This window comes from Kitasatospora sp. NPDC048722 (assembly GCF_040650235.1).
Taxonomy (GTDB): Bacteria; Actinomycetota; Actinomycetes; order Streptomycetales; family Streptomycetaceae; genus Kitasatospora.
On the sequence record NZ_JBEZGX010000033.1, the window covers coordinates 76,253 to 100,599 of the forward strand.

A 24,347-nucleotide genomic window follows, 5' to 3' on the forward strand; every position below is an offset into this window, starting at 1 on the left:
CGGCCCTCGCCGCACGACGCGGCCGTTCAGTGCCAGTTGCTGATCCTGACGTCGCGCGGCGCGGGCGCGCCCATGCCGGTTTCGAGTGCGGACTTGAGGCTCATCAGGAAGGTGGCCCACTTGGTGCTGCAGTGGTACATGAACTCCACCGGTTCCCTCCAGTCCTGGTGCCGGAACAGCACGATGGTGTAGTCGTCCTCCTGCTTGAGGTCGAAGCGGACGCGGGTGCCGATCCACTCCTCGGGGCCGTCGATGACCTCCCAGAGGACCTGGCGGCCTGGCTCGGTCTCCAGGACCTTCATGTCGAAGCCGCCGGGGCCGAAGCGGAACCGGACCACGCCACCGAGGCCGGCGTCGCCGTCGGTGTCCTCGGTCCACCAGCTCGACAGTCCGTCGACCGTGGTCAGGGCCGTGTAGACGGCCTCCGGGGACGTCGTGACACCGATCCGGTGCAGGATGTCCGCCATGGCGGTACCTCTCTCTCGTGTGTGGTTCTCGTGCGGGCTCAGCTCTCCTGGCCGCGTTGGATGGCCTCGGCGATCCGCTTGATGCGGTGCAGGCGGGCGTCCCACGCGGCGCCGACCGACGACAGCTGGGCGACGGCGCGGGCGAGTTGGGCCTCGTCGACCTCGTAGCGGCGTTCGCGCCCGGAGGGCGTGTCGTGGACGAGCCCGACCCGGCCGAGGACGCCGAGGTGTTTGGCGACGGCCTGCCGGGTGACCGGCAGCTGCTCGCTCAGGGTGGTCGCCGTCCCGCCGTTGCCGGTCAGGAGCAGGTCGAGCATCCGGCGGCGGATGGGGTCTCCCACCGCGGACCAGAGCTCGTCGTCGATGGCGACGGTCACGGCCGCGCCACCACCCGGGCGACGTACGCGACGAGGCGGGGCAGGAAGTAGTCCCAGCCGCTGGCGTGGTCGCGGTACGCCTCCTCCAGGACGGCCGCCTCCCAGCCCCGCTCCCGGAAGCCCGTTTCGGTGAAGCGCAGCAGCGTGCCGTCGTCCGACGGGACCAGGTCGAAGGTGACCAGGAGCGAGTTGCCCGGCGCAGCGGTCCGGCCCTCGTCGCAGACCCAGCGGAAGCTGAACCGCCGCGGCGGATCGGCCTCCACCACCGTGAGTGACTCGACCTTCACGTCCGGTGTCCCCGCGCCGAAGGCGATGGTCCCGGTGGCCCCTGGGACGGGCTTGAGGTCCGCTTCGTCCGGCCACCACTCCTTCAGGTGCTCGGGCGTGCTGATGACCTCGTAGACCACCTCGGGCGGGGCCTCGATGCGGATCTCCCGCGCGATGCTGCCGTACTCCATCCCGCTCTCCTCCTAATGCAACCTTTGGTTGCGTATAACGGTAGGCCGCTCCGTCCTGATGTGCAACCTATGGTTGCCCTGGGGGTGGTGGGGGCCCGCCCGGCGTGCAGCGGTCAGCCCGTGGGCATGCCGATCTGCCGGCGTTCGAGCGCCGAGCGCAGCGTCGCGAGCGCCTGTGCGGCGGCCGCCGCCGACGCGTCGTCGAGCGTGTCGCCGATCAGCTCGGCGAGCCCCGCCGTGAACGTCCCCTCGGCCCCGGCGACGAGTTGCGCCCCGTCCTCGGTCAGGGCCAGCAGGGAGGAGCGGCGGTCCGAGGGGTTCGGCTGCCGGACGACCCAGCCCTGTTTCTCCAGGCGGTCGACGCCCTTGCTGGTCGCCCCGATGCCGATGGCGAACGCGGTGGCGAGGTCCGCCACGCGGGCTCCGGGGTGGTCGCGCAGGTACCGCAGGAACTCGAACTGCGAGGTCACGATGCCGTGCCGGGCGCGGAGCCGGTCGTTGAGCGCGTTGTAGAGCCGCGTCTCGCACCGGACCAGGTCGGCGAAGAGCTCCGGGAGGTCCACCGTCTCACCCCTCGATGTAGATTCCATGGCATATAGTGTAGCGGCAGCTACTTTCGAGGGGGCACCACCATGAGCAGGGAACAGCGTGCGCGGATCGACGCGTTGCTGCGGCAGCCGCGTCCCGAGGGGCACCGGACGGTCGAGGAGATCCGGGCCGGATTCGAGGCGCTGATGGCCGGAATGATCGTGCCCGGCACCATCCGCACCACGGAGACGGCGCTCGGCGGCCGGCCCGCCCTCAGGGTCGAGCCGGACGGCGTGCCGCGCGCCGGGACGATCCTGTACTTCCACGGCGGCGGTTGGGTGTACGGCTCGCCCCGGACGGCCCTGTCACTGACGGGCAACCTCGTGGCCAGGACCGGCGTCGGGGCGTACTCGCTGGACTACCGGCTCGCCCCGGAGCACCCGTTCCCGGCCGCGATCGAGGACGCGCTGAGCGCCTACCGGGCCCTCCTCGACCGCGGCGAGGACCCGTCGTCGATCGTGTTCGCCGGGGACTCGGCCGGCGGTGGACTCGCCGTCACCACCTGCCTCGCCGCCCGGGACGCGGGCCTGCCGCTGCCCGCCGCCGTCCTGGCGCTGTCGCCGGGCACCGACGCGACCCGCACCGGCGACAGCATGGTCACCAAGCAGGACGCCGACCCGATCTTCACCCGCGCGGACCTCGACCGCACCGGCGCCATGTACCTCGCCGGGGCCGACCCGCGCCAGCCGCTGCTCAGTCCGGCCGTCTGCGCCGATCTGACCGGCTTCCCGCCGATGCTCGTCCAGGTGGGCGCCAACGAGATCCTGATGGACGACTCCACGCGCCTGGCCGCGCGCGCCGCGGCGGCCGGCGTGGACGTCGTCCTGGACGTCACCGCCGACGCGCCGCACGTGTTCCAGGCCTTCGCCGGGGTCCTGGACGAGGCGGACGAGGCGCTGGACCGGGCGGCGCTCTTCCTCACCCAGCGCCTGCGCGGGGTAGGCTGACGGCTCGTCAGCCCGTGCTCATCACCCGCGTCGGGTCGCGGTAGACCGCGTCGAGGGCGAGCAGCGCGGCACCGCGGGTCGTGGCGGTCAGGCCGGTGCGGGAGAGGACGATCTCGCAGCCGCCGGCGTCCGGGGCCATCACGAGGTCGTGGACCTGCTCGGTGACGGTGGGCAGGAGGTGTTCGCCGAAGAAGGCGAAGTGGCCGCCGAGGACGACGAGCCGGGGGTTGAGGATGTCGACGAGGAGGGCGATCCCGGGGGCCAGGGCGTCGGCGATGCGATGGAGGGCATCGAGCGTGCGGGGGTCCCCGGCCTGGGCGCGGGCGCGCAGTTCGGTGAGGCGGCGTGCGACGTCGATCATCGGGTCCCACACCATGTCGCCGGGGTCGGCGGCGTGGCGCAGGAGGGCGTCGCGGCCGACGGCCGTCTCCCAGCAGCCGCGCCGGCCGCAGGCGCAGGGCTGCTCGGAGGGGACCAGCCGGAGGTGGCCGACCTCGCCCGCGTAGCCGCCGGTGCCGCGCAGGAGCTGGCCGCCGGCGATGATGCCGACGCCGACGCCGGTCTGGCCGGTGACGTGCACGAGGTCGCGGACGCCGTCGGCGGAGGCCGGGACGTACTCGGCGAGGGCGCCGAGCTTGGCGTCGTTCTCCAGGTGCAGTTCGGGGGCGGTCGGGCCGAGGCGCCGGCGCAGGCCGTCGAGCGCCCGGACGCCGCTCCAGCCGATGTTGGAGGCGTAGGTGACGGTGCCGGAGGCGAGGTCGACGGTGCCCGGGGTGGCGAGGGTGACGCCGACGACGCGGCCGCCGGCGCGGCGCAGGCGCTCGGCGCCGCGCGCGATCAGCCGGGCGGTGGCGTCGAGGACGGCGTCGGGCCCCGCGGCGCGGACGTCGAAGGGGACGCGCTTCTCGGCGGTGACCTCGCCCTTGAGGTTGACGGCGAGGAGGCCGACGTAGTCGACGTTGATCTCGGCGCCGATGCCGTGGACGCCGGTGCCGTCGATCTCGACGCTCTGGCCCGGGCGGCCGACGGTGGTGCGGTCGCGCTCGGTTCCGCCCTCGCGGATGAGGCCGCCGTCCAGGAGCTCGGCGGTCAGGTTGGAGACCGTCGCCTTCGGCAGGCCGGTGTCGTCGGCGATCCGGGTGCGGGTGCGGGGGCCGTCGTCGCGCAGGAGGCGCAGCACGAGGCCGAGGTTGGCGCGGCGGGACGAGGAGCGGTCGCGGGCGACGGCCGGTCCGGCCATCGCCAGGTTCCGGACGCCGGTGCCGTCGTGTGCGGATCCCATCGGTTGCTCCTCGTCCCTTGACTTCGGCCGGAGTTGGTTCAAACAATAACCGAACGAATTCGCAGTGCCCAGGTTCCCTCAGTACCTCACCGAGGAGGCGCACGTGAAGCCAAGTCCCATCACCACCAAGCTCGTTGCCGCGCTGGCCGCCGTCACCGCGTCGACCCTGCCGGCCGCCTGTTCCTCCGGATCGTCCGGCGCCGCACCGGGACCGGCGTCCGCGGGCGGCACGGTCGAGCTGGAGTTCTGGGGCTGGGCCCCGGGCTACGACCAGGTGGTCGCGAAGTTCAACGCCTCCCACCCGAACGTGCGGGTGACGTTCGGCAGGACCGCGTCCGGCTCCAAGGGCGGGTACACGAAGATGCTCACGGCGGCCAAGGCGGGCAACGCGCCGTGCCTGGCCCAGGTCGGGTACGAGACCCTGCCGAGCTTCGCCGCCGCGGGCGCCCTCACCGACGTCTCCACGTACACGGCGGAGGCCAAGTCCCAGTTCTCCGAGTGGACGTGGAACCAGGTGACGATCGGCGGGCAGACCTACGGGATCCCCGTCGACACCGCGCCGATGGCACTGTTCTACCGCAAGGACCTGTTCGCCAAGTACGGCATCACCACGCCCCCGGTCACGTGGGACGAGTACGCGGCCGACGCCGCCAAGGTGCACGCCGCCGACCCGACCGTCTACCTCGGCGACTTCGGCAACGACGCCTACAACTACGCCGGTCTCGCCTGGCAGGCGGGCGCCAAGTGGTTCGGCACCGGGAACGACCGGTGGCAGGTGAGCCTCGACAGCGCCGCCAACAAGAAGGTGGCCGGCTACTGGCAGGACCTGCTCGACAGGAAGCTCCTGAAGACGGACCCGAGTTACGACCCCTCGCTGTACGCGGACCTGACGGACGGCAAGATCCTGTCGGACGTCAACGCGGTGTGGAACGCCCCCACGCTGGCGGCGAGCGTCAAGAGCGGCGCGGGCCAGTGGGCGGTGGCGCCGATGCCCGTCTGGGACGCCGCCAACCCCGTCTACGGCAACGACGGCGGCTCGGCCACCGCCGTCCTCAAGGGCTGCGCACACCCCAAGGAGGCGGCCGAGTTCGCCACCTGGATGAGCACCGACGCCGGCAGCGTCGGCGACCTGATCACGGTCACCGGCATCTACCCGGCCGCGACCTCGGGGCTCGCCAATCCCGCGCTCGGCAAGCCCGATCCGTTCTTCGGCGGGCAGGTGATCTTCGAGGTGTTCCGGGCCGCGAGCGCGCACGTCGCCACGGACTGGCAGTGGGGGCCCACCATGACCCAGACCTCCACCGACCTCGGCGACGGGCTCGGCAGGGCGGGCACCGGCGGGGCGACCCTGCCGGGGGTGCTGGCGGACGTGCAGGGCAAGACGCTGGCCGGCATGAAGCAGCAGGGCCTCGCCGTCGCCGCCGGCTGACCACCTGTCGACTCGGCCCCGCGCCACCCCGACGGGCGCGGGCCCACCACGGTGACTCCACGAGGAGGCAGCACGCCCATGACGACTGTCCACGCCGGGCGCACGGCAGTGCGGAAGTCCGTGCGGGGCTCCAGAGGCCCGCGCCGCCACGGCCGGACGGCGGCGCTGTTCCTGGCCCCCTTCCTGCTGCTGTTCGCCACCCTCTACCTCGCGCCCATCGGCTACACCGTCCACCAGAGCCTCTTCCGGATGCGCCGCTCCGGGCTCGGCCTCACCGCCCCCACCCAGGTGTTCGCCGGCCTCGGCAACTACGCGACGGCGCTGGGCGATCCGGCGTTCCGCGGCTCGCTGCTGCGGGTGCTGCTGATCGGCGTCGTCCAGGTGCCGGTGATGCTGGCGCTGGCGCTGGCACTCGCGCTGCTCCTGGACGCCAGGTCGACCCCCTTCAAGCGGTTCTTCCGGCTGGCCTTCTTCCTGCCGTACGCCCTGCCGGGGGTGGTCGGCGCGATCATGTGGTCCTACCTGGTGGCTCCAGGGCTCAGCCCGGTCACCGCCGCGGCCGAGCACCTCGGCCTGCACCTCGACCTGACGTCCGACGGGATGCTCGGCCCCACCATCGGCAACATGCTCACGTGGGGCTGGACCGGCTACAACATGCTGATCCTCTACTCCGCCCTCCAGGCCGTCCCGCCGGAGATCGGCGAGGCCGCCCTGATGGACGGCTGCTCGGCCCTCGGCGTCGCATGGCGCATCAAGGTGCCGATGATCCGGCCGGCGCTCGTCCTGACCACGGTGTTCTCCGTCATCGGCACCGCCCAGCTGTACAACGAGCCGGCGATCCTGCACAACGTGGCGCCGAACCTGAGCAGCACCTACACGCCCATCTACGCCGCCTACAACGCCGTGGACGCCAACAACTTCAACCTCGCGGCCACCGAGTCCGTCGTCCTCGCGGTGCTCGCGTTCGCGCTCTCCTTCGGCTTCCTCAAGCTCGTCCAGCGCAGGGGGGTCGCGCGGTGAACACCACCTCCGGGCGTCAATCCGTCTCCCGCTGGCTCGTGTCGGGCGTGCTGATCCTCGCCTCCGGGTACTTCCTCGCGCCGGTGTGGTGGCTGCTCGTCGCGTCGACGAAGACCAGCAACGGGCTGTTCTCCGGCAACGGATTCTGGTTCGGCGACTTCGCGCTCCGCGACAACCTGGAGCAGGTGTTCACCCGGCAGGGCGGCATCTACTGGGAGTGGCTCGGCAACAGCGCCCTCTACGCCGTCGGCGGCGCGGGCGTCAGCACCCTCATCTCCGCCATGGCCGGGTACGCTCTGGCCAAATACCGCTTCCGGGGACGGGAGTTGACGTTCAACGGCGTGCTCGCCGCCGTGCTCGTGCCGCAGCCGCTGCTGGCCGTGCCGCTGTACCTGCTGTTCTCCCGACTGCACCTGGTCAACAGCTACTGGGCGGTGCTGCTGCCCAGCATGGTCAGCCCGTTCGGGGTCTACCTCGCGCGCGTCTACGCCGCCGCGTCCGTACCGGACGAGCTCATCGAGGCCGGGCGGATCGACGGCGCCGGCGAACTGCGGATCTTCGCCACCATCGCGCTGCGCGTGATGTCGCCCGCGCTCGTGACCGTGTTCCTGTTCCAGTTCGTCGCCATCTGGACCAACTACCTGCTCCCCGTGCTGATGCTGGCCGACGACCACCTCCAGCCGGTCACCGTCGGCGTCGTGGGCTGGCAGTCCCAGCGGGCGATCGGGCCCGGTGCGCCACAGCTCAACGTCGTCGTCACGGCGGCCATGGTGTCCGCGATCCCGCTGGTCGTCCTGTTCCTGTCCCTGCAGCGGTTCTGGCGCGCCGGCCTCACCGCCGGCAGCACCAAGTGAGGAGGCCCGCCGTGCCCGCCAGGTACCACCTGCGGTTCCAGCTCCACGCTGCGTCCGACGTCGCCGAACTGGTGGCGTTCTGCCGGGAGTCGGGGGTCGACGAGGTCGTCCTGCTGCTCGGGGCCGAGGAGTTCCATGCCGGGCACCCGTCCGGTGCCGCCGAGGACCGGCTGTACGAGACCGCCCGGGTCGCCTCGGAGGCGCTGCGGGAGGCCGGGCTCGACGTCAGCCTCAACCCCTGGGTGACGGCCGGGCACGCCGACCGGGGGCGCGTCGACCGGCTGGGCTTCGCCCCGATGGTCGGCCCGACCGGGACGGTCGCCACCGCCCAGGCGTCCTTCGCGTGCCCGCGCTTCCGCTCGTGGATCACCGCCCACTACGGGCGGTACGCCGAGCTCGGACCTCGGGTGCTCTGGCTGGAGGACGACTTCCGCTACCACAACCACGCGCCGCTGGGGTGGGGCGGCGGCTTCGAGCCGCTGATGCTCGACCGGCTGGCGGAGGCGGTGGGGGAGACGGTGACCCGGGAGCAGGCCGTCGCCGCCGTGACGGCCCCCGGCGATCCCCACCCCTGGCGCGTGCAGCTCCAACGGATCTGGCGCGAAGCTCAGTTGGACGTGGCCGAGGCGATGTCGAAGGCCGTCGCCGAACGGTCGGACGGGCGGACGCAGCTCGGGCTGATGAGCTCCGAGCCCGGCGTCCACTCCGTCGAGGGCCGCGACTGGCCGGCCCTGTTCGACGCGCTCGCCATCGACGGACGGGTCTCGCACCGGCCGCACTTCGCCCGCTACTGCGACGCGCCGGGGCGCGAACTGAGCTTCTCCGTCTGGATGCTGGAGGTGCAGCGCGCGCTTCGGCCCGCGCACGTGCGCAGCGAACCGGAGGTCGAGAACTGGCCGCACACCGCGTGGTCGAAGTCCGACACCCAGACGTGGTCCGAGCTCGTCGCCGCCCAACTCGCGGGCTCGGACGCGCTGTTCCTCAACCTCCACCCGATGCAGTCCGGCCGGGCCGGGCGCTTCCCGCACGTGGCCGAGCTGCTGCGCAGGTCGCGGCCTGCGCTCGACCTCGCGGCGTCGAAGGGGGACACCTACGGTGTGGCGCTGCCGGTGCGGCAGGACGCGGCCGCCCACGTGCGGACCGCCCGGGGCGGGGACCTCGCCGACCTGGCCGTCGACCCCGGCCCGGCGGCGGACTTCCTGCTGCGCTACGGCGTCCCGGTGACGGCCGGGGACGCGCCGGTGCGGGTGCTGTTCGGGCAGGTGGCATGGGCGTACGGCGACGCGGAGCTCCGGCGGATGCTCGGCGGGGGACTGCTGCTGGACGGCACGGCGGCGCGCATCCTCGACGAGCGGGGGTTCGGGAAGCTGCTCGGCGTGACGGTCGAGGAGGTGGTGGGGAGGGAATCGGCCTCCGCACCGGGCCCGTACGCGCTGGAGCGCCGCGGCGACGTGTTCTTGACCGTCAACGGCCAGCCCGCACTCGCCCGGCTCCGGCCCGCGGCGGACACCGAGACCTGGACGGAGATCCTGACCCCGGACCTACGGGTGTGGGGCCCGGGCCGGTGCGTCCACGCCAATGAACTCGGCGGCCGGGTCTGTGTATTGGCCGCGACGGCGGTGCACCTGCAGCCGTGCGACGACGACGGGCAGCACCTGCTGCACGCGATGCTCCGGTACCTGGAGGGCGAGGTCCCGGCCCTGCCGCTGGTGACCGGCGGCCCCCACCTGATCCCCCAACTCTCCCGCACCCCCGACGGCCTGCGCCTCGCCGTGGCCAACGGCAGCGCCGACCCGGCCCGCGTCCGCATCCACCTGCCGGACATCCCCACCGGAGCGGAGGCGACGCTACTTCGCCCGCTGGCCGCCCCGGAGTCCGTCCCGGCGGTCGTGAGCGGCAGCACCGTCGAGTTCGACGTGCCGGTGCCGCACCGGGGTTGGCTGCTCGTCGAATGGCGCCGCGAGCCGACCGACGGCGCCCGTGCCGTGCACCTGGCGGCGGAACACCTCACACTCCTGCGGCGATCACGGACCGCCCGGGGAGCCGGTGTCCGGCCGGGGCGCGCCGGTGTCCCGGGCCCGGATCGTCCCGGCGGCGCGGTGCAGTTCGGCGAGGACCGTCCGGACGGCCTTCCGCGCGGTTCGCTCGGGCCGGTGGAGCACGTCGACGTGCCGTAGGGCCTGGACTCCGCTCAGCGGTCTGAGGACGACGTCGGGGTGCGGACGGGTGGTCCAGCGCGGCATCAGGGCCAGCCCGCCGCCGGCGGCCACCACCTCGGCGACCACCGCGAATTCGTTGATGCGGTGGACGATGTCGAGCCGGCGGTTGGCGGCGCTGGCGATGGCCTCGATGGTGGCCATCAGCGGGAAGCCGTCGTGGACCGTGATCCACGGCTGGTCGGCCACGTCCTGCGGTGAGAGCCGCGGCTCGGAGGCCAGCGGGTGGTCGGCCGGCAGCGCGACGTCGAGGGGCTCGCGCAGCAAGGTGAGGGCGATCACGGTGCGCGGCCAGGGCGGAGCGTGGTCGAGGCGGTGAGCGAGTACGAGGTCGTGGTCACGGGTGAGGGCGGGGAAGCGGTCCTGGGCGACATCCTCGTCGGACAGCGCCGGACGAGGGTGACCCGCGCCGGCGAGGCCGCGCAGCAGGAGCGGGAAGAACGCCGACGCGGCGCTGTGGAACGCCGCCACCGAGACCTCGCCGTCCGGTTGTTCCACGAAGTCGGTGACGGTGTGGCGCGCCCTGGCCAGAGCGCTCTCGACCTCGATGGCCGCCACCGCCAGGGCTCGCCCGGCGTCCGTCAGCACCACCCGGCGCCCGGCGCGTTCGGTGAGCGGGACGGGAATCGAACGCTGCAGCAGCCTCAGCTGCTGCGAGATCGCGGACGGCGTCACGTGCAGCGCCTCGGCGACCGCGGTGATGCTCCCCAGTTCTCCCAGTTCCCGCAGGACCCGCAGCTGCCTCTCGTCCACGCGGACAGTGTAGGGCTGCTACAGGTTCGTTGAAGAAGTTGGTGATGGCCTTCAACTCCCTGGTCGGGCAGCGTGGGGGCATGCCCGTTGCCCGCCGCACCGATGCGGTACTCCTCCTGGTCGCACTCGTCTGGGGCTCCAGCTATCTGGCGGCCAAGACGGCCACCGCCGCGCTCCCGGTCCTGGTGGTGCTGTTCGCCCGGTACGCGATATCCGCGCTCGCCTGCGGCGCCCTGGTCGGCTTCGGCCGCCGGGCGCGGCGCCCCACCCGCGACGAGGTGCGCACCGGGGCCGTTCTGGGCGTCACCCAGGCGGCCGTCCTCGTGCTGGAGACCTACGGGGTGGCACATACGAGTGCCGCCAACGCCGGTCTGATCATCAGCCTGACCATCGTGCTCACTCCGCTGATGGACCGGAGCGCGGGCCGCCGCCTGCCCGCGACGTTCTTCCTCGCCGCCGGCCTGTGCGTCCTGGCCGTCGGGCTGCTGAGCTCAAGCACCGGACTGCATGCGCCGCGACTCGGGGACGCCCTGATGCTCGCCGCCGCGGTCGTACGGGCCGGGCACGTCGCGCTCGTCGGACGGCTGACCGCCGGACGGCCCGTGGACCCGCTCCACCTGACGAGCGTCCAGACCGCCGTCGGTTCGGCACTGTTCCTGCCGGCCGCCCTCGGCCACCTGCCCGACCTGGCCCACAGCAGTGCCACCACCTGGACCCAGCTGGTCTATCTCGCCCTGTTCTGCAGCGTGTTCGCCTTCCTCGCCCAGACCCGGGCCGTGCAACGCACCTCCGCCAGCCGGGCGAGCCTGCTGCTGGGAACCGAACCGATCTGGGCCGTCGCCGTCGGGTTCGGCCTCGGCGGCGAACGGCTCACCGCCTGGGCCGCCCTCGGTGCCGTGCTGATGATCGCCGGGACCTACTGGGGACAGGCCATCGAACGCACCCACCGCGCCACGGCGCAGACCGTGAAGGAGGCCACAGCATGCCAGACGACGACATCTGTCAGCGCCTGATCGCCCTGTTCGACACCACCGGGCGCCGACTACGCCTGACTCGCCCGACGCGCATCGGACGCATCGGCGGCCCGGCGGCCACGGGCCTTCGCCCTGCCGAGCGGGGCCACCGGTCCGGGCAGGCTCCTGCACCTGCTCGACGTGGCAGGAGCGGATGAAGCAGTCGCGCGGCCGATCGATCGCGAACAGGCCCCTTCGAGGCGGCCGGCCCGGTCTGCCCGTCCTGGTGCCGCCTCGGATGAGGCCGCAGACGCACTGGACGCCGCCGGCCGCGCTCCTGCCGGTCAGGGTTTCGTGTGGCGTGTTCCTGGCAAAGTACTTCAACCATGGGCTCATCACCGGTCGCCGGTCATCCCGCTGTCGCTGTCTTCCGTGAACCCCGAGCCGGGCGGTCAGTTCCGGTGCTCGGCCCGCGGACCGATGCCGAGGCGGGGCGGACCGCGCGCGTGCTGGCCGGGGTGGCGACCCACGACCGGCCTGTCGAGCGGGCGGTCGCGCTGCGGCAGGCCACTGCGGCTGCCGGTGAACTGGTGGCCGCGCTGTCGGCTCTGGCTCCGGCGCTGGCCGGTGAGGATGTTCCGGCGGAGTCGACCAGTCAGTCGTACTTCCGGGTCCGCGAGGTGGAGCTGTCGGATCAGCAGGCCGCCCTGCACGGCGCCATGGTCATCCACCGCGGCCTGGAGGACCTGTGCGACGCTCCGCTGTCGGGTGCCGACCTGGCGCTGGAGGTTGCGGCCATGCGGCAGTCGGTGCTCGACCTCACCGGCGCAGTACCGGGCGACGACCCCGGCTCCGTTCCGGCGGTGACTGTCCCCGACGCCGGGGACGGTCCGTCGTTGGAGACGGTGTGGAGCGCTCGGTGGCTCATCGGCCACCAGGTTCATGTCCTGTTCAACGTCTGCGCCGCGGTCGCCGTGGCCGACGCCGCCCGCCAACTGCGGCACGGGGAAGGTGATGTCGCGCTGCTGCGCCTGGCGGATGCGACGGTGTACGTCCGCGGCTTCCCAGCGGCCATGAACCACGCGAGTACGATCCCGGCCGACTACTACATGGCGGCGATACGCCAGACCATGGCGCCTCCGTCGACGGACGTCCCGTTGAGCGGGCGCCAGCACCGCGGCTACAAGCTGTTCCGGGCGGCGATGAAGGACCTGCTCGCGCTGGTGCCCGAGTCCTTCGAGCAGCTGGCGGACCGTGCCCCCGAGCTGGCAGAGGCGCGGGGTGCCCTCCTGGAGGCCGACATCGTGGACGCCGAACGGCACGTCACCCTCGCGTACTCGATGGTCCATCTGCGTCGCTCCATCGCTCAGCGGCCCGAAGGCCCCGACAATGCCGTCGCCGAACTACGGCTCATGCGCCATCGCCGTGCGGCCCAGTACGCCCCCCTGATCCGGTTCGGCGACCACTACGTCGCCGACGCCGTGACCGGCCTGCGCCACTCCTGAGTCCGCATGTCCGCCATCCGCACCCCCGGTAGGAGACCTTGATGCCCGGAACGACGCCCGGCACTGTCCAACCCACTGCGGCGGCCGACTGGGAACTGGATCCGGCCGATGCCGACGCGTGCGAGCGGCTGGCCCGCACCCTGTGTGGCAGCGGGCACGACCAGGTCGACAGCCCCCAGTGGGTGGAACGGGCCCGGGACGCCTGGGAGGACCTCCCGCTGTCGCTGCGCCGCGCGGTGCGCCGGTTCCGGAGGCACTCCGGCCCGCACGGCACCTTGGTGATCGGCGGCCTGCCCGTCGACCAGGCGGCCCTGCCGGCGACCCCGGCCGTACCCGGCTCGGTCCAGCGCCAGGCGACCGTTCCGGCCGCGGTGCTCACCATGGTGGCCTGCGGGCTCGGCGAGCCGCTCGCCTACCTGGCCGAGAAGTCGGGCGCCCTCGTGCAGGATGTCGTGCCCGTGCCCGGACAGGAGACGTTCCACGGCAACGCCGGTTCGGTGCCGCTGTCCTTCCACACCGAGAACGGATTCCATCCTCACCCACCGGACCACGTGGTCTTCCTGTGCCTGCGGGCTGACCACGACCGGATCGCCGGCATGCGCGTCGCCGGCCTTCGCGAGGCGCTGCCGCTCCTCTCCACGGCCGGCCGCCAAGCCCTGTTCGCACCGGAGTTCATCACCACGCGGCCACCCTCCTTCGGCCCCGGCACCGCCACCGGCGAGCCTGACACCGAACCCCGGCCGGTGCTGTCCGGAGCAGCCGAGGATCCCGACATCCGCATGGCCCAGCTCGTCACCACCCCGCTCACCCCTCGGGCCACCGCGGCGCTGGCCGAATTCGGGCGCGCCTGCGAGGTGAGTGCCCGCACCCTGCGCCTCACGCCCGGCGACCTGGTCGTCATCGACAACCGCGTCACCGTCCACGGTCGCACCTCCTTCCGGCCCCGTTACGACGGAGCGGACCGCTGGCTGCAACGCACCTACGTCACCACCGACCTGCGCCGCTCCCGCGACCACCGCCCCGACGACGGCCACGTACTCGCCCGCTGACGGGACGTGCAAGGGGTCGTCGCCGACCGGAGGTGCGAATCGCGAAGCCTTCCCCACGGCCTGGCGCGCGGGCCCTGCCGGAGCGGCACGGTGATTCCGCCGCTGACGACGGAGCAGGTACACCCACATCCCGTCGAGCGTGCCCCACCAGCCGATCGACCGCAGCAGGACCCAGGAGGTCGTCGTCCTGGCCGCGCGAACCGACCCTCACGACGTCGAGAGTCCGGTGCTGTTGCTCGTGGACGGGTCGGCAGGCGCGGTGCGGCGAAGGACCGAAGCGTCCCGCTGCTCGCACGGGAGCGGATGCTCGGACTCGCCTCCCCACGGGGCGTCGCACGCCGCGACCCCGACCAGCCCCACCACGGGCCGTCGATCGCATCTCGCGCGCCGTCAGTGCCAGGCCGCCAGGTCGACGACCCGGGTGAGGGCGGGCGCGTGTTCGACGGTCCGTCGGCGCTCGCCGTCGCCGACGGTGAGTATGACCAGGCCGGCGAGCGCGCTCCAGTCGGCGTGGCCGGCCGAGGGGAGCAGCACGGCGTAGGGGTGGCCGGAGACGTAGACGGGCAGGCCGCCCGCCCAGCGGTCGTCGGTGATCTGTTCGTGGGCGAGCCGGGCGGGTCGTCCGCTGTCCTTCTCCGTCCATCGGGCGGCTGCGGCCTCCAGCCGCCATCGGCGTCCGAGCGGCATGGCGGTCCGCCAGTCCTTCCCCACCGGGCGGGCGTGCCGCTCGTGCCGGCGCCGCTCGTCGCGTTCCTTGCGCTCGGTCCGGTGGCGCTGGTCGGCGTCGGCGTGCGCGGCCGCCTGCTCGACGTATCGCGGTGCGGTCCACAGCGTCCGGTGGTCGTCCTCGCCGGCGGGAATCCGGTGGGGGATGACGCGGCGGCCGAGGACCCACGCGACGAAGTCGTCCAGTGGGGCGGTGACGGTCTTCCATTCGCCGTGTCCGTGTGGGCATCGGCACTTCTTCCGGCACGGGGTGACGGTGAACCGGCTGAGTCCGCTGTCCGCGGTCCACTGGTCGCCGGCGCCGGGCCGGGGCGCCGAGACGACGATGGACGGGACGGCGCCGACCCACGTCCGGGCGGACAAGGCCACCCAACAGGCGTCCATGCCGTCGGCGGCGTACCGCTCGGTGCGCTCGCGGACCTCGTCGCGGGTGATCGGGGAGAGTTGCGCCTCCCACGCCATGCGGTGGGTGCCGTCGGAGGAGGAGGCCATGACGTCGGCCCGCCAGCTGCCGTCCGGGGCGCGGACTTCGAGGTCGGCGTACCAGCCGGCGGCCCGTGCGGCGTGTGCGAGCCGCAGCTTCACGAGGTGGTGCTCCATGCTCTCCTGCGCCAGCCCGCAGGTGGGTGCTCCGCGGTCGTGGGCGAAGAACCGCAGCCCGGCCGGCGAGACCTTCGCGTGGAGGCCGTGTCCGCACTCCGGGCACGCGAGCGGCACCCGCGGCCTCGCGCGGTGGACCGCGGTCCACGCCCATCCGCAGCCGAGGTCGTCCTGTGTCGCGTCCAGTCGGCCCCGATCTCCGTGCATCGCGGTGAACGCCACGGAGCCCTCCCCTCTTCCTCCCCCGGCGTCAGTCCTTCCCCGCCCGCGGGGAGTTCATGACCGCGCCGTCATGATCGCACGATTGTGCCAGGCGGGCGGGATCGGGTTCCGGCTCGGCCGACGCGGGACCGGGCGGAGCAGCGATGAGCTCGCCGTCCGGCCCCGACACCGTAGGGCGGGCCGGTGGCGCACCAGCGAGCCCCGGCCTCGCCGTCGCGCGGCCTCCAGGGCCGGTCAGAGGCCGAAGCCCGGAACCGCCGTCCGGGTCCGCCCGCCGCCGGGCAAGACCCGGGGCCCGCACCCCCCGCTCGTCCGTCCGCCGCTGCGGCCGTGCGCTGCGCCCGCACCGGGGGACCATGGATCTGCGGAGGTAAGTGGTCCGGCGCCGTGAACTGGCCGCGTCCGAGCGGGGCCAGGGCCGACTGGTCGAGGTGTCGCGGGTCACCGCGGAGCAGACGCTCGGGCCCGCTGTGCACCAGGAGCACCCGGGCGGAGTCGGGCCGGTCGGCCCACCAGCCGCCGTGGCCGGTGCGCTCGACGTGGGCGGCGATCGCCTCGGTGCCGGGCTCCTCGAAGGGCAGTCGGCTGGCGGAGGGCAGGAGAGGGGTCATGGCGGTAGGGGCGGACACGGCACCAGTGGCTCACCCGGTGCGGCTCCGGCGCACCCGGGTTGACGGAAGCCTGGCGCCGACGGGCCCGGCTCTGACGAAACCCTGACGCCCGTCCGGCCGTCGGCATTCGGGTGCCTGATGCGGCGCGCCGTCAAGATTTCGTTCGGATCACGCCCGTGCGCATCAGGATCGCGTCAAGAACGCGCCTCCCGTTCCCGACCGGGGCCTTTGCTGGGGAGCCGCACCGCCGGCGCCCGCCGGCCCGACGGCACGAGTGGCACGAGGAGTACCCGTCCGTGCAGATGTACTCCGCCCGGCCCGGCGGCCGCACGTACTACCCGGTGCTCCGGCGGCTGTCGCCGGGGACGTCCGTCGCCGTCACGCTCGTCGCGGGTGCCGTACTCGCGGCCGGGCTCGCCCTGGCCGCCGGAGTGCGCACGGGGTGGCCCGCCGTGGGCGCGTACGCCGCGCTCTGCGCCCTGATGGGGACCGTCTCCCGGCCGCAGGCCGCGCCACTCACGGCCATCTCGGCCTGGCTGTTCTTCGACGGCTTCACCGAACACCGCTACGCCGAACTCGGTTGGTCGGGCGCCGAGGCAGGTCATCTCGCCCTGTTCGCCGCTGTGGCGCTGGCCACCGGCCTGCCCGCCGCGTGGCCGCGACGACGGGTGCGGGTGAGGGCCCTGAAGATCTGACTGGCCGCCACATGGGCGTCAGCACCGCCGGCCACCACACCGACCGGACCGGGATCGGGGTGGTCGACCGCCGCCCCCGCATCGCCACCTGATCACCGAACCGGGCACATCGAGTACCGCCACCAGCCCTGAGCAGTGGCGACAATGCTGCGTCAAGACGGCGGCCGACCGCATCAAGGACGCGTCAGGGCGGGCCGGCGGACGTGCGGCCGCACCTAGCGTGATCTGCGAGGAAACGGTTCGCCGCCCGGGCGTGGGGCCTGGCGGTGAACCGTTTGCCGAATCCCGCCCCCGGCGGGTTCCTCCGGGGGCGGTTCGGCGGGGCCCGTGTGAAGACAGGGCCGGGGCGCGCGATGCCGGCGGGAACGCCGAGTGGTACGGCAGCCGTGGAGAACTCGGTCGCGTCGGAGACGACGAGACGGGAGACGGCCGTGCCGCTCCCCGCGCCGCGTGCCCCCGTCGCCGGCCGGGCCGTTCCTGGCGCAGCAGCGCGACGCCCTGGCCGGCGGCTGGTGAGGGATCCCGGCCACCGCCTGCTCACCCTGGCGGCCCTCGGATCGCTCCAGCGAGTGCTCGCGGTGCGCTACCGGCGGCCGGTGAACGTGCCACTGGCCGCCGCCACCCTTCTCGCGTTCGCCGGACCGGTCACCGGCCGCGCGCCGGCGTGATCGCAGCCTGCCGCGGGCGCTGCGGTGGGTGGCCGGGGCCGGCACCGGGCGCAGTGGCGGCGGCGTCACAAGGGCCGAGGGCGGGAGGTGGCTACGGCCGCCTGGACGCAGCCGGTAGGTTGGCAGGCCGACGGCGGTGGCTTCCGAAAGGTGGTGGGTGATGGTCACGCGAGCGGTGGTGGACTGCGCGCTGTACGAGGACGGACGGCGGCTGCCCGGGGCGGTCGATCTTTCGGACGTGCTGGAGCGGATCGGCGAGAAGGACGGCCGGTTCGTGTGGATCGGCCTGTTCGAGCCGTCTGCGGAGCAGTTCGCCGAGATCGCGGCGGCCTTCGAGCTGCACCCGCTCGCGGTGGAGGACGCGGTGCGGGCGCACCAGCGGCCGAAGCTGGAGCGGTACGGGGACACCCTGTTCCTGGTGCTGAAGACGATCACGTACGTCGAGCACGAGAAGGTGACGGCGACCAGCGAGATCGTGGACACCGGGGAGATCATGGTGTTCGTGGGGCCGGGGTTCGCGATCGTGGTGCGACACGGGAGCGCTCGCGCGCTGACCGGGGTGCGGCGTGGTCTGGAGGCCACGCCGGAACTGCTGGCGCTGGGGCCGACGGCCGTTCTGCACGCGGTGGCCGACCACGTGGTGGACGGCTACCTGGAGGCGGCGGACTCCTTCGAGCGGGACGTGGAGGAGCTGGAGGTGGCGGTGTTCTCGCAGGAGCGGACCGACGACTCGGCGCGGATATACCAGCTCAAGCGGGAGTTGCTGGAGTTCAAGCGGGCGGTCGCGCCCTTGGCACTCCCGTTGCAGCGGCTGTCGGACGGTTCCCTGCCGGAGGTGCCGGCCGCGATAGCCGCCTATCTTCGGGATGCCGCGGACCACCACGCGCAGGTGAAGGAGCGGATCCTGGCCTTCGACGAACTGGTCTCCAGCATCCTGGACGCCAGCATCGCGCGGTTGTCGATGCAGCAGAACACCGACATGCGCCGGATCAGTGCCTGGGCGGCACTGGCGGCGGTGCCGACCATGGTGGCGGGTGTGTACGGCATGAATTTCGACCACATGCCGGAGTTGCACTGGACGTTCGGCTATCCGGCGGTGCTGGTGTTCACCGCGACGGTCTGCGTGTTCATCTTCCGGGCGTTCCGCCGCAACGACTGGCTGTGAACCGTGCCGGCTTCGCGGGCGGTGCCCACGCCTGGACGTGATAGCCCATGATGACGGCGCGGTCGCGGGGAGTCCGGAGTGCTCGGCGGCGTCGGCGGCGTCGGCGGTGAGGTGGGAGGTGGCGAGCGGGGCGCCGGGCCCGTTGACGGCCCGCCGTCGCAGTCAGTCGAGTTGACGATCCGGCATCCTCCGCCAGCTCCCGGCCTCCAGCTCGGCCCACTCCAGCTCCTCCCGGCGTCGGCGCTCGGCCCGATGGCGGCCCACCCGGCGGACGGCGGCGACGGTGAACCCCGCGACCGCGACCAGGACGCCACCCACCACGAGCGGATTCACCCATCCCGGCACCAGTTCGACACCGCCGTCGGCGCCGCGCTCCACGCACCGCTCGCTGATCGGGAAGAGGCGCTCCCTGACGACACCGTCACGGAGGTTCAGGGACAGGCAGGCATCCTTCATGTCGAGCCAGGGCGCCGAGAGCAGCCCCTCGGTATAGGCGCAACCCGCCACCCCGGCCGCCACGAGCCCGACGACGCCCGGCATCCTCAGCGGAGCCGACCACCGGCCCGCCAGGGCGGACCGCCACAGCAGCCAGCCGCCACCCGCCAGCACGGCGACGGGCGAGACCACCACCCACAACCCCAGCAGAGTCCACGGCACCGCGTCATCCATTGCCCAGCCCCCGGCTCTCCAGTCGTTCGACATCGCTCGACACGATCACCCGCCGAACTTTGAACACGTTCAACATAGTGCATGCCGCCGGCCCGGCCGACGGGCGCCACCGTCGTCCTCCGCCGCCACCCCGAGGCGCTGCTGCGTCCGGGCCGTGACGGCGGGTTCGGATCCACGCCGGCGGACTCACGTCCGTCGAGCACGTGAACCCTCGGTCGGACGACGTCGACCGAGCCCACTCGTTCCTGACGTTGCACCGGCTCAGCTCTCGGCCCACCGTCGACCGGACGGAGCCACCCCGGTCCGGTCCGTGCCGCGAGCCGGCCCGGCGGTCGGACGAGCACGCCGGCTCACCCCGCACGGGGACCCGTGCCCCGCCGTGCCGGTCCGCCTCCGGAAGGCCTCGGCGCCGTAGGGTCCTCTCCGGGAGCACGGGGCCCGGCCGGTCGTCAGGACCGGGGCGTTCGCAAGCGCGTCGGGCCGCGGGAAGGACGAGACGAAGGGCTGGCACGTCACATGCAACAGCGCAGTCTGCGGGACCTCCAGGTGTCGGCCGTCGGCCTCGGCTGCATGGGGATGTCCGCCTTCTACGGCACGGCCGACCAGGGCGAGGGCGTCGCGACCATCCGGCGCGCCCTGGAGCTCGGCATCACCTTCCTCGACACGGCGCAGGTCTACGGACCGCTCACCAACGAGTCCCTGGTCGGCGAGGCCGTCCGGGGACACCGTGACGAGTACGTGATCGCCACGAAGTTCAACTACCGGATGGACGGCGCGGTTCCGGGCGACATGTCGACGGTGGGGCGCCAGGACGGCTCGGCCGAGCACGTCCGCAGTTCCGTCCACGGTTCGCTCGAACGGCTCGGTACCGACCGCATCGATCTGTACTACCAGCACCGGGTCGACCCGGCCGTGCCCATCGAGGAGACCGTCGGTGCGCTCGGCGAACTGGTCGCCGAGGGCAAGGTGCGGTACATCGGGCTGAGCGAGGCGAGCGCGGAGACCATCCGCCGCGCCAACGCCGTTCACCCGGTCGCCGCCGTCCAGAGCGAGTACTCGCTCTGGACGCGGGACGTGGAAGCCGAGGTGCTCCCCACCTGCCGGGAGCTCGGAATCGGCTTCGTGCCGTACTCCCCGCTGGGCCGCGGCTTCCTCGCGGGCCGCTTCAGCTCCCCGGACGAGCTGGACCGGGGTGACTTCCGCCGCACCAACCCGCGCTTCACCGAGGCCAATCTGGCGGCCAACCTCCGGCTCGCGGAGAAGGTGAAGGAGATCGCCGCGGAGAAGGGCGTCACCCCGGCCCAGCTAGCCATCGCCTGGGTACTGGCCCGCGGCGAGCACCTCGTGCCGATCCCGGGCACCAAACGCCGCACCTACCTGGAGCAGAACGCGGGCGCGGTCGACGTCGAGCTGACCGACGAGGACCTGACCCGCATCGACGCCGAGTTGCCCGAGGCGGCGGGCGAACGCTACGACGAGGACGGGATGCGGGCGGTGAACCGCTGAACGGCCACCCGCTGCCCCGGTCTCCGCATGGGTCGGATCCCGGGACGGCGCGGCCCGCCCCGGACGGTCGCCGGTGCTGTTGGCGGTCGGGGTGCCCTGCCGCGACCCGGAGGGGCCGGACTGGTCCTGCCCGTACCGGATCACCGGACACCCCGGCGTCGCCGACCGAGTGACGGCGATCGTCGGCGTCGACCCGGTGCAGGCGTTGCAGCTCGCGCTGGCCCGTCCTCCCCACGAGCTGAACGACGCGGCCGGGCTGACCTTCCTGGGCGGGACGGAGCTGATGCCCGGGGGCCACGGTTCGTGAGGACGGAAACCGGGTGAGGCGCGATGGCGGCCGGAGCGGCCGCGCCGAGAGGCGGTGCGGTCCGATCCCACGCGGATCGCTCGCGGACGGCGAGGCCTTCGCGCCGTCCCGCTAGTCGATGAGGTCGGGCCGCCAGATGGTGGGCCGGTCCGGACGCACGGACGCAGTGGGGGAGACGTTGTAGGCGGCGTCGGTCGCATCGGCGGCGACCACCCGGCCGAGGCCCTGGTAGGCGAGGGGGGTGGGCTCGCGCACGGTGGCGCAGTCGGCGGGCGGGGTGATCACGGTGGTCCCGGCGGCCAGGTCGATGACATGGGCGCCGGGCGCGCCGGGGCAGGGGTAGACCTTCCCGGCCCGGGCGAACTCGAGCCGCACCTTGGCCTTGGTGGGCACGCTCGCGCGATTCGTCACCTTGAGGGCGACGGAGACCCGGTCGGCCTCCACCCGCACGCAGACCCGCCAGGTGACGACTGCGGGACCCGGGTACGGGCCGCTGCAGCGGCTGTCCTCGCCCAGCGAGCCCTTCTCGACGCCGGGGTGCTCGGTCGGCGGCGCGGGCCGGCTCAGTGGCGGCTGCGACGCCGGGTCGGCCGGTGCGCTCGCCGCAACGGGTGTGCCGGCGACCGGCGGTGTGCTCGCGGAGGCCGATCCGCCGGCGGCCGGTGCGCCCGTCGCGGCCGACGGGCTCGCTGCGGCCGTCGTACTGGCGGTGTCGGCGGACCCCTCGGTGGTGGTGGGGTCGAGGCCGCGGCCGGCCAGGTAGACGGTGAGGGCGGCACACGCGGCCGCGACCGAGGCCGCCCCCGCGATCCGGCCGACCAACCGCCGGGTGCGCCTCGGGCCCGGGGTCGACGGCGCCCCGGGCCCGCGGTGCGGTTCGACTTCCTGCGGCCCGACCGGTCGGCCCTCGGCCTCTCCTCGTTCCGGCTCTCGCGGCTCTCGCGGCTCTCGCGGCTCGCCAGGCTCGCCCGGCTCTCGCGGCGCCGGCCCGCCGGAACGCCGGGCTGCGTCGATCCGGTCCAGGCAGCCGGCGGCCTTCTCCCAGGCGGCCACCAGTCCGCGGCACTGCTCCTCCGTGAACCTGCCGCTGCCGACCATCAGATCGAGGACGGACGCCGAGGGCAGGGTGTGACCGGACAGCACGCGGTGCCAGGTGCTCTTCCCGACCGGAGTGCCGGCCTTGGCGGACCTGCTCTGCATGGCTCGGCCCTGGAGGTCCAGTTCCGTCGTCAGGGCGGTGATCAGCTGCGTCCAGTCCTGGACGTCCGGCGGACGCGGTACCGGGATGGCTCGCCCGCGCGTGGGCCTGGGGCCGGTCATCTGCCTCCTCCTCGGCAGCCCCCCGCTGTCCCAAGTCCCCGCATCTTCGCAGGTCACAGGCGTGTGGGACAGCCCGGCGGGCGATGGGACAACTGGGACGCGCCCAGGCTACCGGCGGACCAGGACCGATGAGATCGTGATTGCCGTCGGCACTCGCCGACAGTCGCCAACTTGCCAGCCCCGTCCGGGGTTTCCTCGTCATGCCCGGACCGGGGCCGCACCCGAAGGAGTGAACTCCCGTGAACCCGAACCACCGCCGCGCCCTGCCCGTCGCGCTCAAGTCCCGCACCGCCTGGGCCCGTACCGCCGCCGCGCTCAGCACCGCCCTCGTGGTCACCGGCGTCCTCGGCGTCGGCACGGCCGGCGCTGACACCCTCCCGTCCGGCAGCCGGCACGTCGCGCGGACCGTCATCGACGGCCCCGCCACGCGGACCGCCGCCGCGCTCCGCGACCGGATCGTCTCGGTCGCCCGGGGCGAGATCGGGGTGCGCGAGGGCACGGCGGCGTGCGACAAGTACTTCCCGAACAAGAGCCACACCTGCAAGACCGGGTGGTGCGCGGCCTTCGTCGAGTGGACCTGGCGCGAGGCCGGCGTCAAGGAGGTGCCCGCCGATCTGACCGGCCGCGGCGTCGGCTACTGGGGCGAGCAGCACGGCCTGTGGCACCCGGTCGGCTCGGCCCACCCGCAGCCCGGTGACCTGGTGGTCTACGGCAAGCCGGCCAAGGAGACCCCGGGCGGCCACGTCGGCGTCGTGGTCGCCGTGCACGGCGACGGCACCCTCGACACCGTCGAGGGCAACTACAGCGACAAGGTCACCCTCCGCACCCACCTCGACCCCAGGACCGCCGTCGGCGGCGCCCAGGACCTGCACGTCGCGGGCTACGTCGCCCCGCCGACCGCCTGACCGACGCACCTCAGCCCGCCCGGAGCCGCCACCACCGGCGGCTCCGGGCCCCACCGCGTTCCGGGCCTGCCGACCCGGGACCACCGCTGGGGGAGGCACACCGTGGCCGGCCCGAAGCCGACCCGCTGCCGGGCGTGGCAGTCCGTCGGCGGGGTGGCGGCCGAGGCACCGTCACGGCCATGCTTCACCAACGGAGCCGTACCGCCGTCGTGCACGCCGGGGCCCCGGCCCTCGCCTGCCGCGCCCACGCGGCCCGGCACGCCCTCCGGCGCGCTCCGGAGCCCGGACGCCCCTGCGGAAACCTTCCGGGCCAGGTCCTGGTCGTGCTCGACGGGGAGCACGCGCGGGGCCCCGGCCCGGACCGCTGGTTCGGCTCAGCCGGCATCCGTTCTCGGCTTCTCGTCGTCGACGATCTCCGCGTCGACGACCTCCTCCTCGTCGCGGCTCTGCGTCGGGCCGGCGCCGGCCGCGGCTTGCGGACCGCCGGGCTGGGCGTAGAGGGCGGTGCCGATCTTCTGTACGACGGTGGCCGCGCGCTCCATCGAGGTGCGGATGGCTGTGGTGTCCTCGCCCTTGAGCTTGTCCTTCAGGTCCGCCAGGACCTCGTTCACCTCGGACGTGACGTCTGACGGGATCTTGTCCGGGTTGTCCTGGAGAAGGTTCTCGGTGGAGTAGACGAGGTGCTCGGCCTGGTTGCGGGTCTCGGCGGCCTCCTTGCGGCGACGGTCCTCCTCGGCGTGCTGCTCGGCCTCGCGCATCATGCGCTCGATGTCCTGCTTGGGCAGGGAGGAGCCGCCGGTGACGGTCATCTTCTGTTCCCGTCCCGTGCCGAGGTCCTTGGCGGCGACGTGCATGATGCCGTTGGCGTCGATGTCGAAGGTGACCTCGATCTGGGGCAGGCCGCGCGGCGCCGGTGGCAGGCCGGTCAGCTCGAACATGCCGAGCTTCTTGTTGTACGCGGCGATCTCGCGCTCGCCCTGGTAGACCTGGATCTGCACGGACGGCTGGTTGTCCTCGGCCGTGGTGAAGATCTCCGAGCGCTTGGTCGGGATCGT

Annotated in this window: 23 protein-coding genes; 13 read left to right on the forward strand and 10 right to left on the reverse strand. The window is 73.2% G+C overall.

Translation table 11 applies throughout. The features are described from left to right. Window positions 1–26: 26 nt before the first annotated feature. The 4 genes from AB0C76_RS23890 to AB0C76_RS23905 all read right to left on the reverse strand — a co-directional run bounded on the left by AB0C76_RS23890 (window position 27) and on the right by AB0C76_RS23905 (window position 1,892). Entirely contained in the window at window positions 27–467 is a 441-nt protein-coding gene (locus tag AB0C76_RS23890; protein ID WP_359968934.1) for an SRPBCC domain-containing protein, read from the reverse strand. Window positions 468–505: 38 nt separating this feature from the next. Continuing rightward, the gene (locus tag AB0C76_RS23895) at window positions 506–844 is read right to left on the reverse strand and encodes a helix-turn-helix domain-containing protein (protein WP_359968937.1); all 339 of its coding nucleotides are present in this window, start codon (window positions 842–844) and stop codon (window positions 506–508) included. Beyond that, window positions 841–1,302, reverse strand: coding sequence for an SRPBCC family protein (locus AB0C76_RS23900; RefSeq protein ID WP_359968940.1), 462 nt, complete (start codon window positions 1,300–1,302; stop codon window positions 841–843). The genes AB0C76_RS23895 and AB0C76_RS23900 overlap by 4 nt, the downstream gene beginning before the upstream one ends. Window positions 1,303–1,415: 113 nt before the next feature. Next, complete coding sequence (locus AB0C76_RS23905; RefSeq protein WP_359968943.1) at window positions 1,416–1,892, reverse strand: MarR family transcriptional regulator; 477 nt, start codon at window positions 1,890–1,892, stop codon at window positions 1,416–1,418. 42 nt (window positions 1,893–1,934) lie between these two features. Between AB0C76_RS23905 and AB0C76_RS23910 the strand changes: the two genes are divergently transcribed. Then, complete coding sequence (locus tag AB0C76_RS23910) at window positions 1,935–2,837, forward strand: alpha/beta hydrolase (RefSeq protein WP_359968946.1); 903 nt, start codon at window positions 1,935–1,937, stop codon at window positions 2,835–2,837. Between the two features lie 7 nt (window positions 2,838–2,844). Here AB0C76_RS23910 and AB0C76_RS23915 read toward each other — a convergent pair whose 3' ends face one another. Further along, entirely contained in the window at window positions 2,845–4,119 is a 1,275-nt protein-coding gene (locus AB0C76_RS23915; protein WP_359968949.1) for an ROK family transcriptional regulator, read from the reverse strand. Window positions 4,120–4,222: 103 nt separating this feature from the next. On the opposite strand from AB0C76_RS23915, the gene AB0C76_RS23920 reads away from it, so the two are divergent. From AB0C76_RS23920 to AB0C76_RS23930, 3 genes are all read left to right on the forward strand, one after another. Continuing rightward, the gene (locus AB0C76_RS23920; protein ID WP_359968952.1) at window positions 4,223–5,548 is read left to right on the forward strand and encodes a sugar ABC transporter substrate-binding protein; all 1,326 of its coding nucleotides are present in this window, start codon (window positions 4,223–4,225) and stop codon (window positions 5,546–5,548) included. A gap of 78 nt (window positions 5,549–5,626) precedes the next feature. After that, window positions 5,627–6,568: a sugar ABC transporter permease gene (locus AB0C76_RS23925; protein ID WP_359968955.1), complete on the forward strand. Its 942-nt coding sequence runs from the start codon at window positions 5,627–5,629 to the stop codon at window positions 6,566–6,568. After that, entirely contained in the window at window positions 6,565–7,422 is an 858-nt protein-coding gene (locus AB0C76_RS23930; protein WP_359968958.1) for a carbohydrate ABC transporter permease, read from the forward strand. The genes AB0C76_RS23925 and AB0C76_RS23930 overlap by 4 nt, the downstream gene beginning before the upstream one ends. Window positions 7,423–9,446: 2,024 nt before the next feature. On the opposite strand, the gene AB0C76_RS23935 is transcribed toward AB0C76_RS23930, so the two are convergent. Beyond that, entirely contained in the window at window positions 9,447–10,391 is a 945-nt protein-coding gene (locus tag AB0C76_RS23935) for a LysR family transcriptional regulator (RefSeq protein WP_359968961.1), read from the reverse strand. Window positions 10,392–10,471: 80 nt separating this feature from the next. Between AB0C76_RS23935 and AB0C76_RS23940 the strand changes: the two genes are divergently transcribed. The 3 genes from AB0C76_RS23940 (at window position 10,472) to AB0C76_RS23950 (ending at window position 13,898) form a co-directional block, all read left to right on the forward strand. Then, window positions 10,472–11,404, forward strand: a complete 933-nt coding sequence (locus AB0C76_RS23940; RefSeq protein WP_359968999.1) for a DMT family transporter — start codon at window positions 10,472–10,474, stop codon at window positions 11,402–11,404. A gap of 401 nt (window positions 11,405–11,805) precedes the next feature. Then, on the forward strand, window positions 11,806–12,849 hold the full coding sequence (locus tag AB0C76_RS23945) for a hypothetical protein (RefSeq protein ID WP_359968964.1): 1,044 nt from the start codon (window positions 11,806–11,808) through the stop codon (window positions 12,847–12,849). 41 nt (window positions 12,850–12,890) lie between these two features. Continuing rightward, the gene (locus AB0C76_RS23950) at window positions 12,891–13,898 is read left to right on the forward strand and encodes a TauD/TfdA family dioxygenase (RefSeq protein ID WP_359968967.1); all 1,008 of its coding nucleotides are present in this window, start codon (window positions 12,891–12,893) and stop codon (window positions 13,896–13,898) included. A gap of 390 nt (window positions 13,899–14,288) precedes the next feature. Here the strand turns inward: AB0C76_RS23950 and AB0C76_RS23955 are convergent, their stop codons facing one another. After that, the gene (locus AB0C76_RS23955; RefSeq protein WP_359968970.1) at window positions 14,289–15,446 is read right to left on the reverse strand and encodes a competence protein CoiA family protein; all 1,158 of its coding nucleotides are present in this window, start codon (window positions 15,444–15,446) and stop codon (window positions 14,289–14,291) included. A gap of 907 nt (window positions 15,447–16,353) precedes the next feature. Between AB0C76_RS23955 and AB0C76_RS23960 the strand changes: the two genes are divergently transcribed. From AB0C76_RS23960 to AB0C76_RS23970, 3 genes are all read left to right on the forward strand, one after another. Next, window positions 16,354–16,752: a hypothetical protein gene (locus AB0C76_RS23960; protein WP_359968973.1), complete on the forward strand. Its 399-nt coding sequence runs from the start codon at window positions 16,354–16,356 to the stop codon at window positions 16,750–16,752. A 512-nt stretch (window positions 16,753–17,264) separates the two neighbouring features. Further along, the gene (locus tag AB0C76_RS23965) at window positions 17,265–17,420 is read left to right on the forward strand and encodes a hypothetical protein (protein ID WP_359968976.1); all 156 of its coding nucleotides are present in this window, start codon (window positions 17,265–17,267) and stop codon (window positions 17,418–17,420) included. A gap of 160 nt (window positions 17,421–17,580) precedes the next feature. After that, window positions 17,581–18,585: a magnesium and cobalt transport protein CorA gene (locus tag AB0C76_RS23970; RefSeq protein ID WP_359968979.1), complete on the forward strand. Its 1,005-nt coding sequence runs from the start codon at window positions 17,581–17,583 to the stop codon at window positions 18,583–18,585. A gap of 162 nt (window positions 18,586–18,747) precedes the next feature. On the opposite strand, the gene AB0C76_RS23975 is transcribed toward AB0C76_RS23970, so the two are convergent. Continuing rightward, on the reverse strand, window positions 18,748–19,242 hold the full coding sequence (locus AB0C76_RS23975; RefSeq protein WP_359968981.1) for a hypothetical protein: 495 nt from the start codon (window positions 19,240–19,242) through the stop codon (window positions 18,748–18,750). Window positions 19,243–19,770: 528 nt separating this feature from the next. On the opposite strand from AB0C76_RS23975, the gene AB0C76_RS23980 reads away from it, so the two are divergent. After that, a complete protein-coding gene (locus AB0C76_RS23980) occupies window positions 19,771–20,760 on the forward strand; it encodes an aldo/keto reductase (protein ID WP_359968984.1) in 990 nt (329 codons plus the stop codon). 73 nt (window positions 20,761–20,833) lie between these two features. Continuing rightward, on the forward strand, window positions 20,834–21,067 hold the full coding sequence (locus tag AB0C76_RS23985) for a hypothetical protein (RefSeq protein WP_359968987.1): 234 nt from the start codon (window positions 20,834–20,836) through the stop codon (window positions 21,065–21,067). A 111-nt stretch (window positions 21,068–21,178) separates the two neighbouring features. Here the strand turns inward: AB0C76_RS23985 and AB0C76_RS23990 are convergent, their stop codons facing one another. After that, complete coding sequence (locus tag AB0C76_RS23990; protein WP_359968990.1) at window positions 21,179–22,387, reverse strand: hypothetical protein; 1,209 nt, start codon at window positions 22,385–22,387, stop codon at window positions 21,179–21,181. A 239-nt stretch (window positions 22,388–22,626) separates the two neighbouring features. Here AB0C76_RS23990 and AB0C76_RS23995 point away from each other — a divergent pair, with 239 nt between their 5' ends. Beyond that, window positions 22,627–23,292, forward strand: a complete 666-nt coding sequence (locus AB0C76_RS23995; protein ID WP_359968993.1) for a CHAP domain-containing protein — start codon at window positions 22,627–22,629, stop codon at window positions 23,290–23,292. A gap of 374 nt (window positions 23,293–23,666) precedes the next feature. On the opposite strand, the gene AB0C76_RS24000 is transcribed toward AB0C76_RS23995, so the two are convergent. Then, on the reverse strand, window positions 23,667–24,347 hold a 681-nt coding region (locus tag AB0C76_RS24000), incomplete at its 5' end, for an Hsp70 family protein (RefSeq protein WP_359968996.1).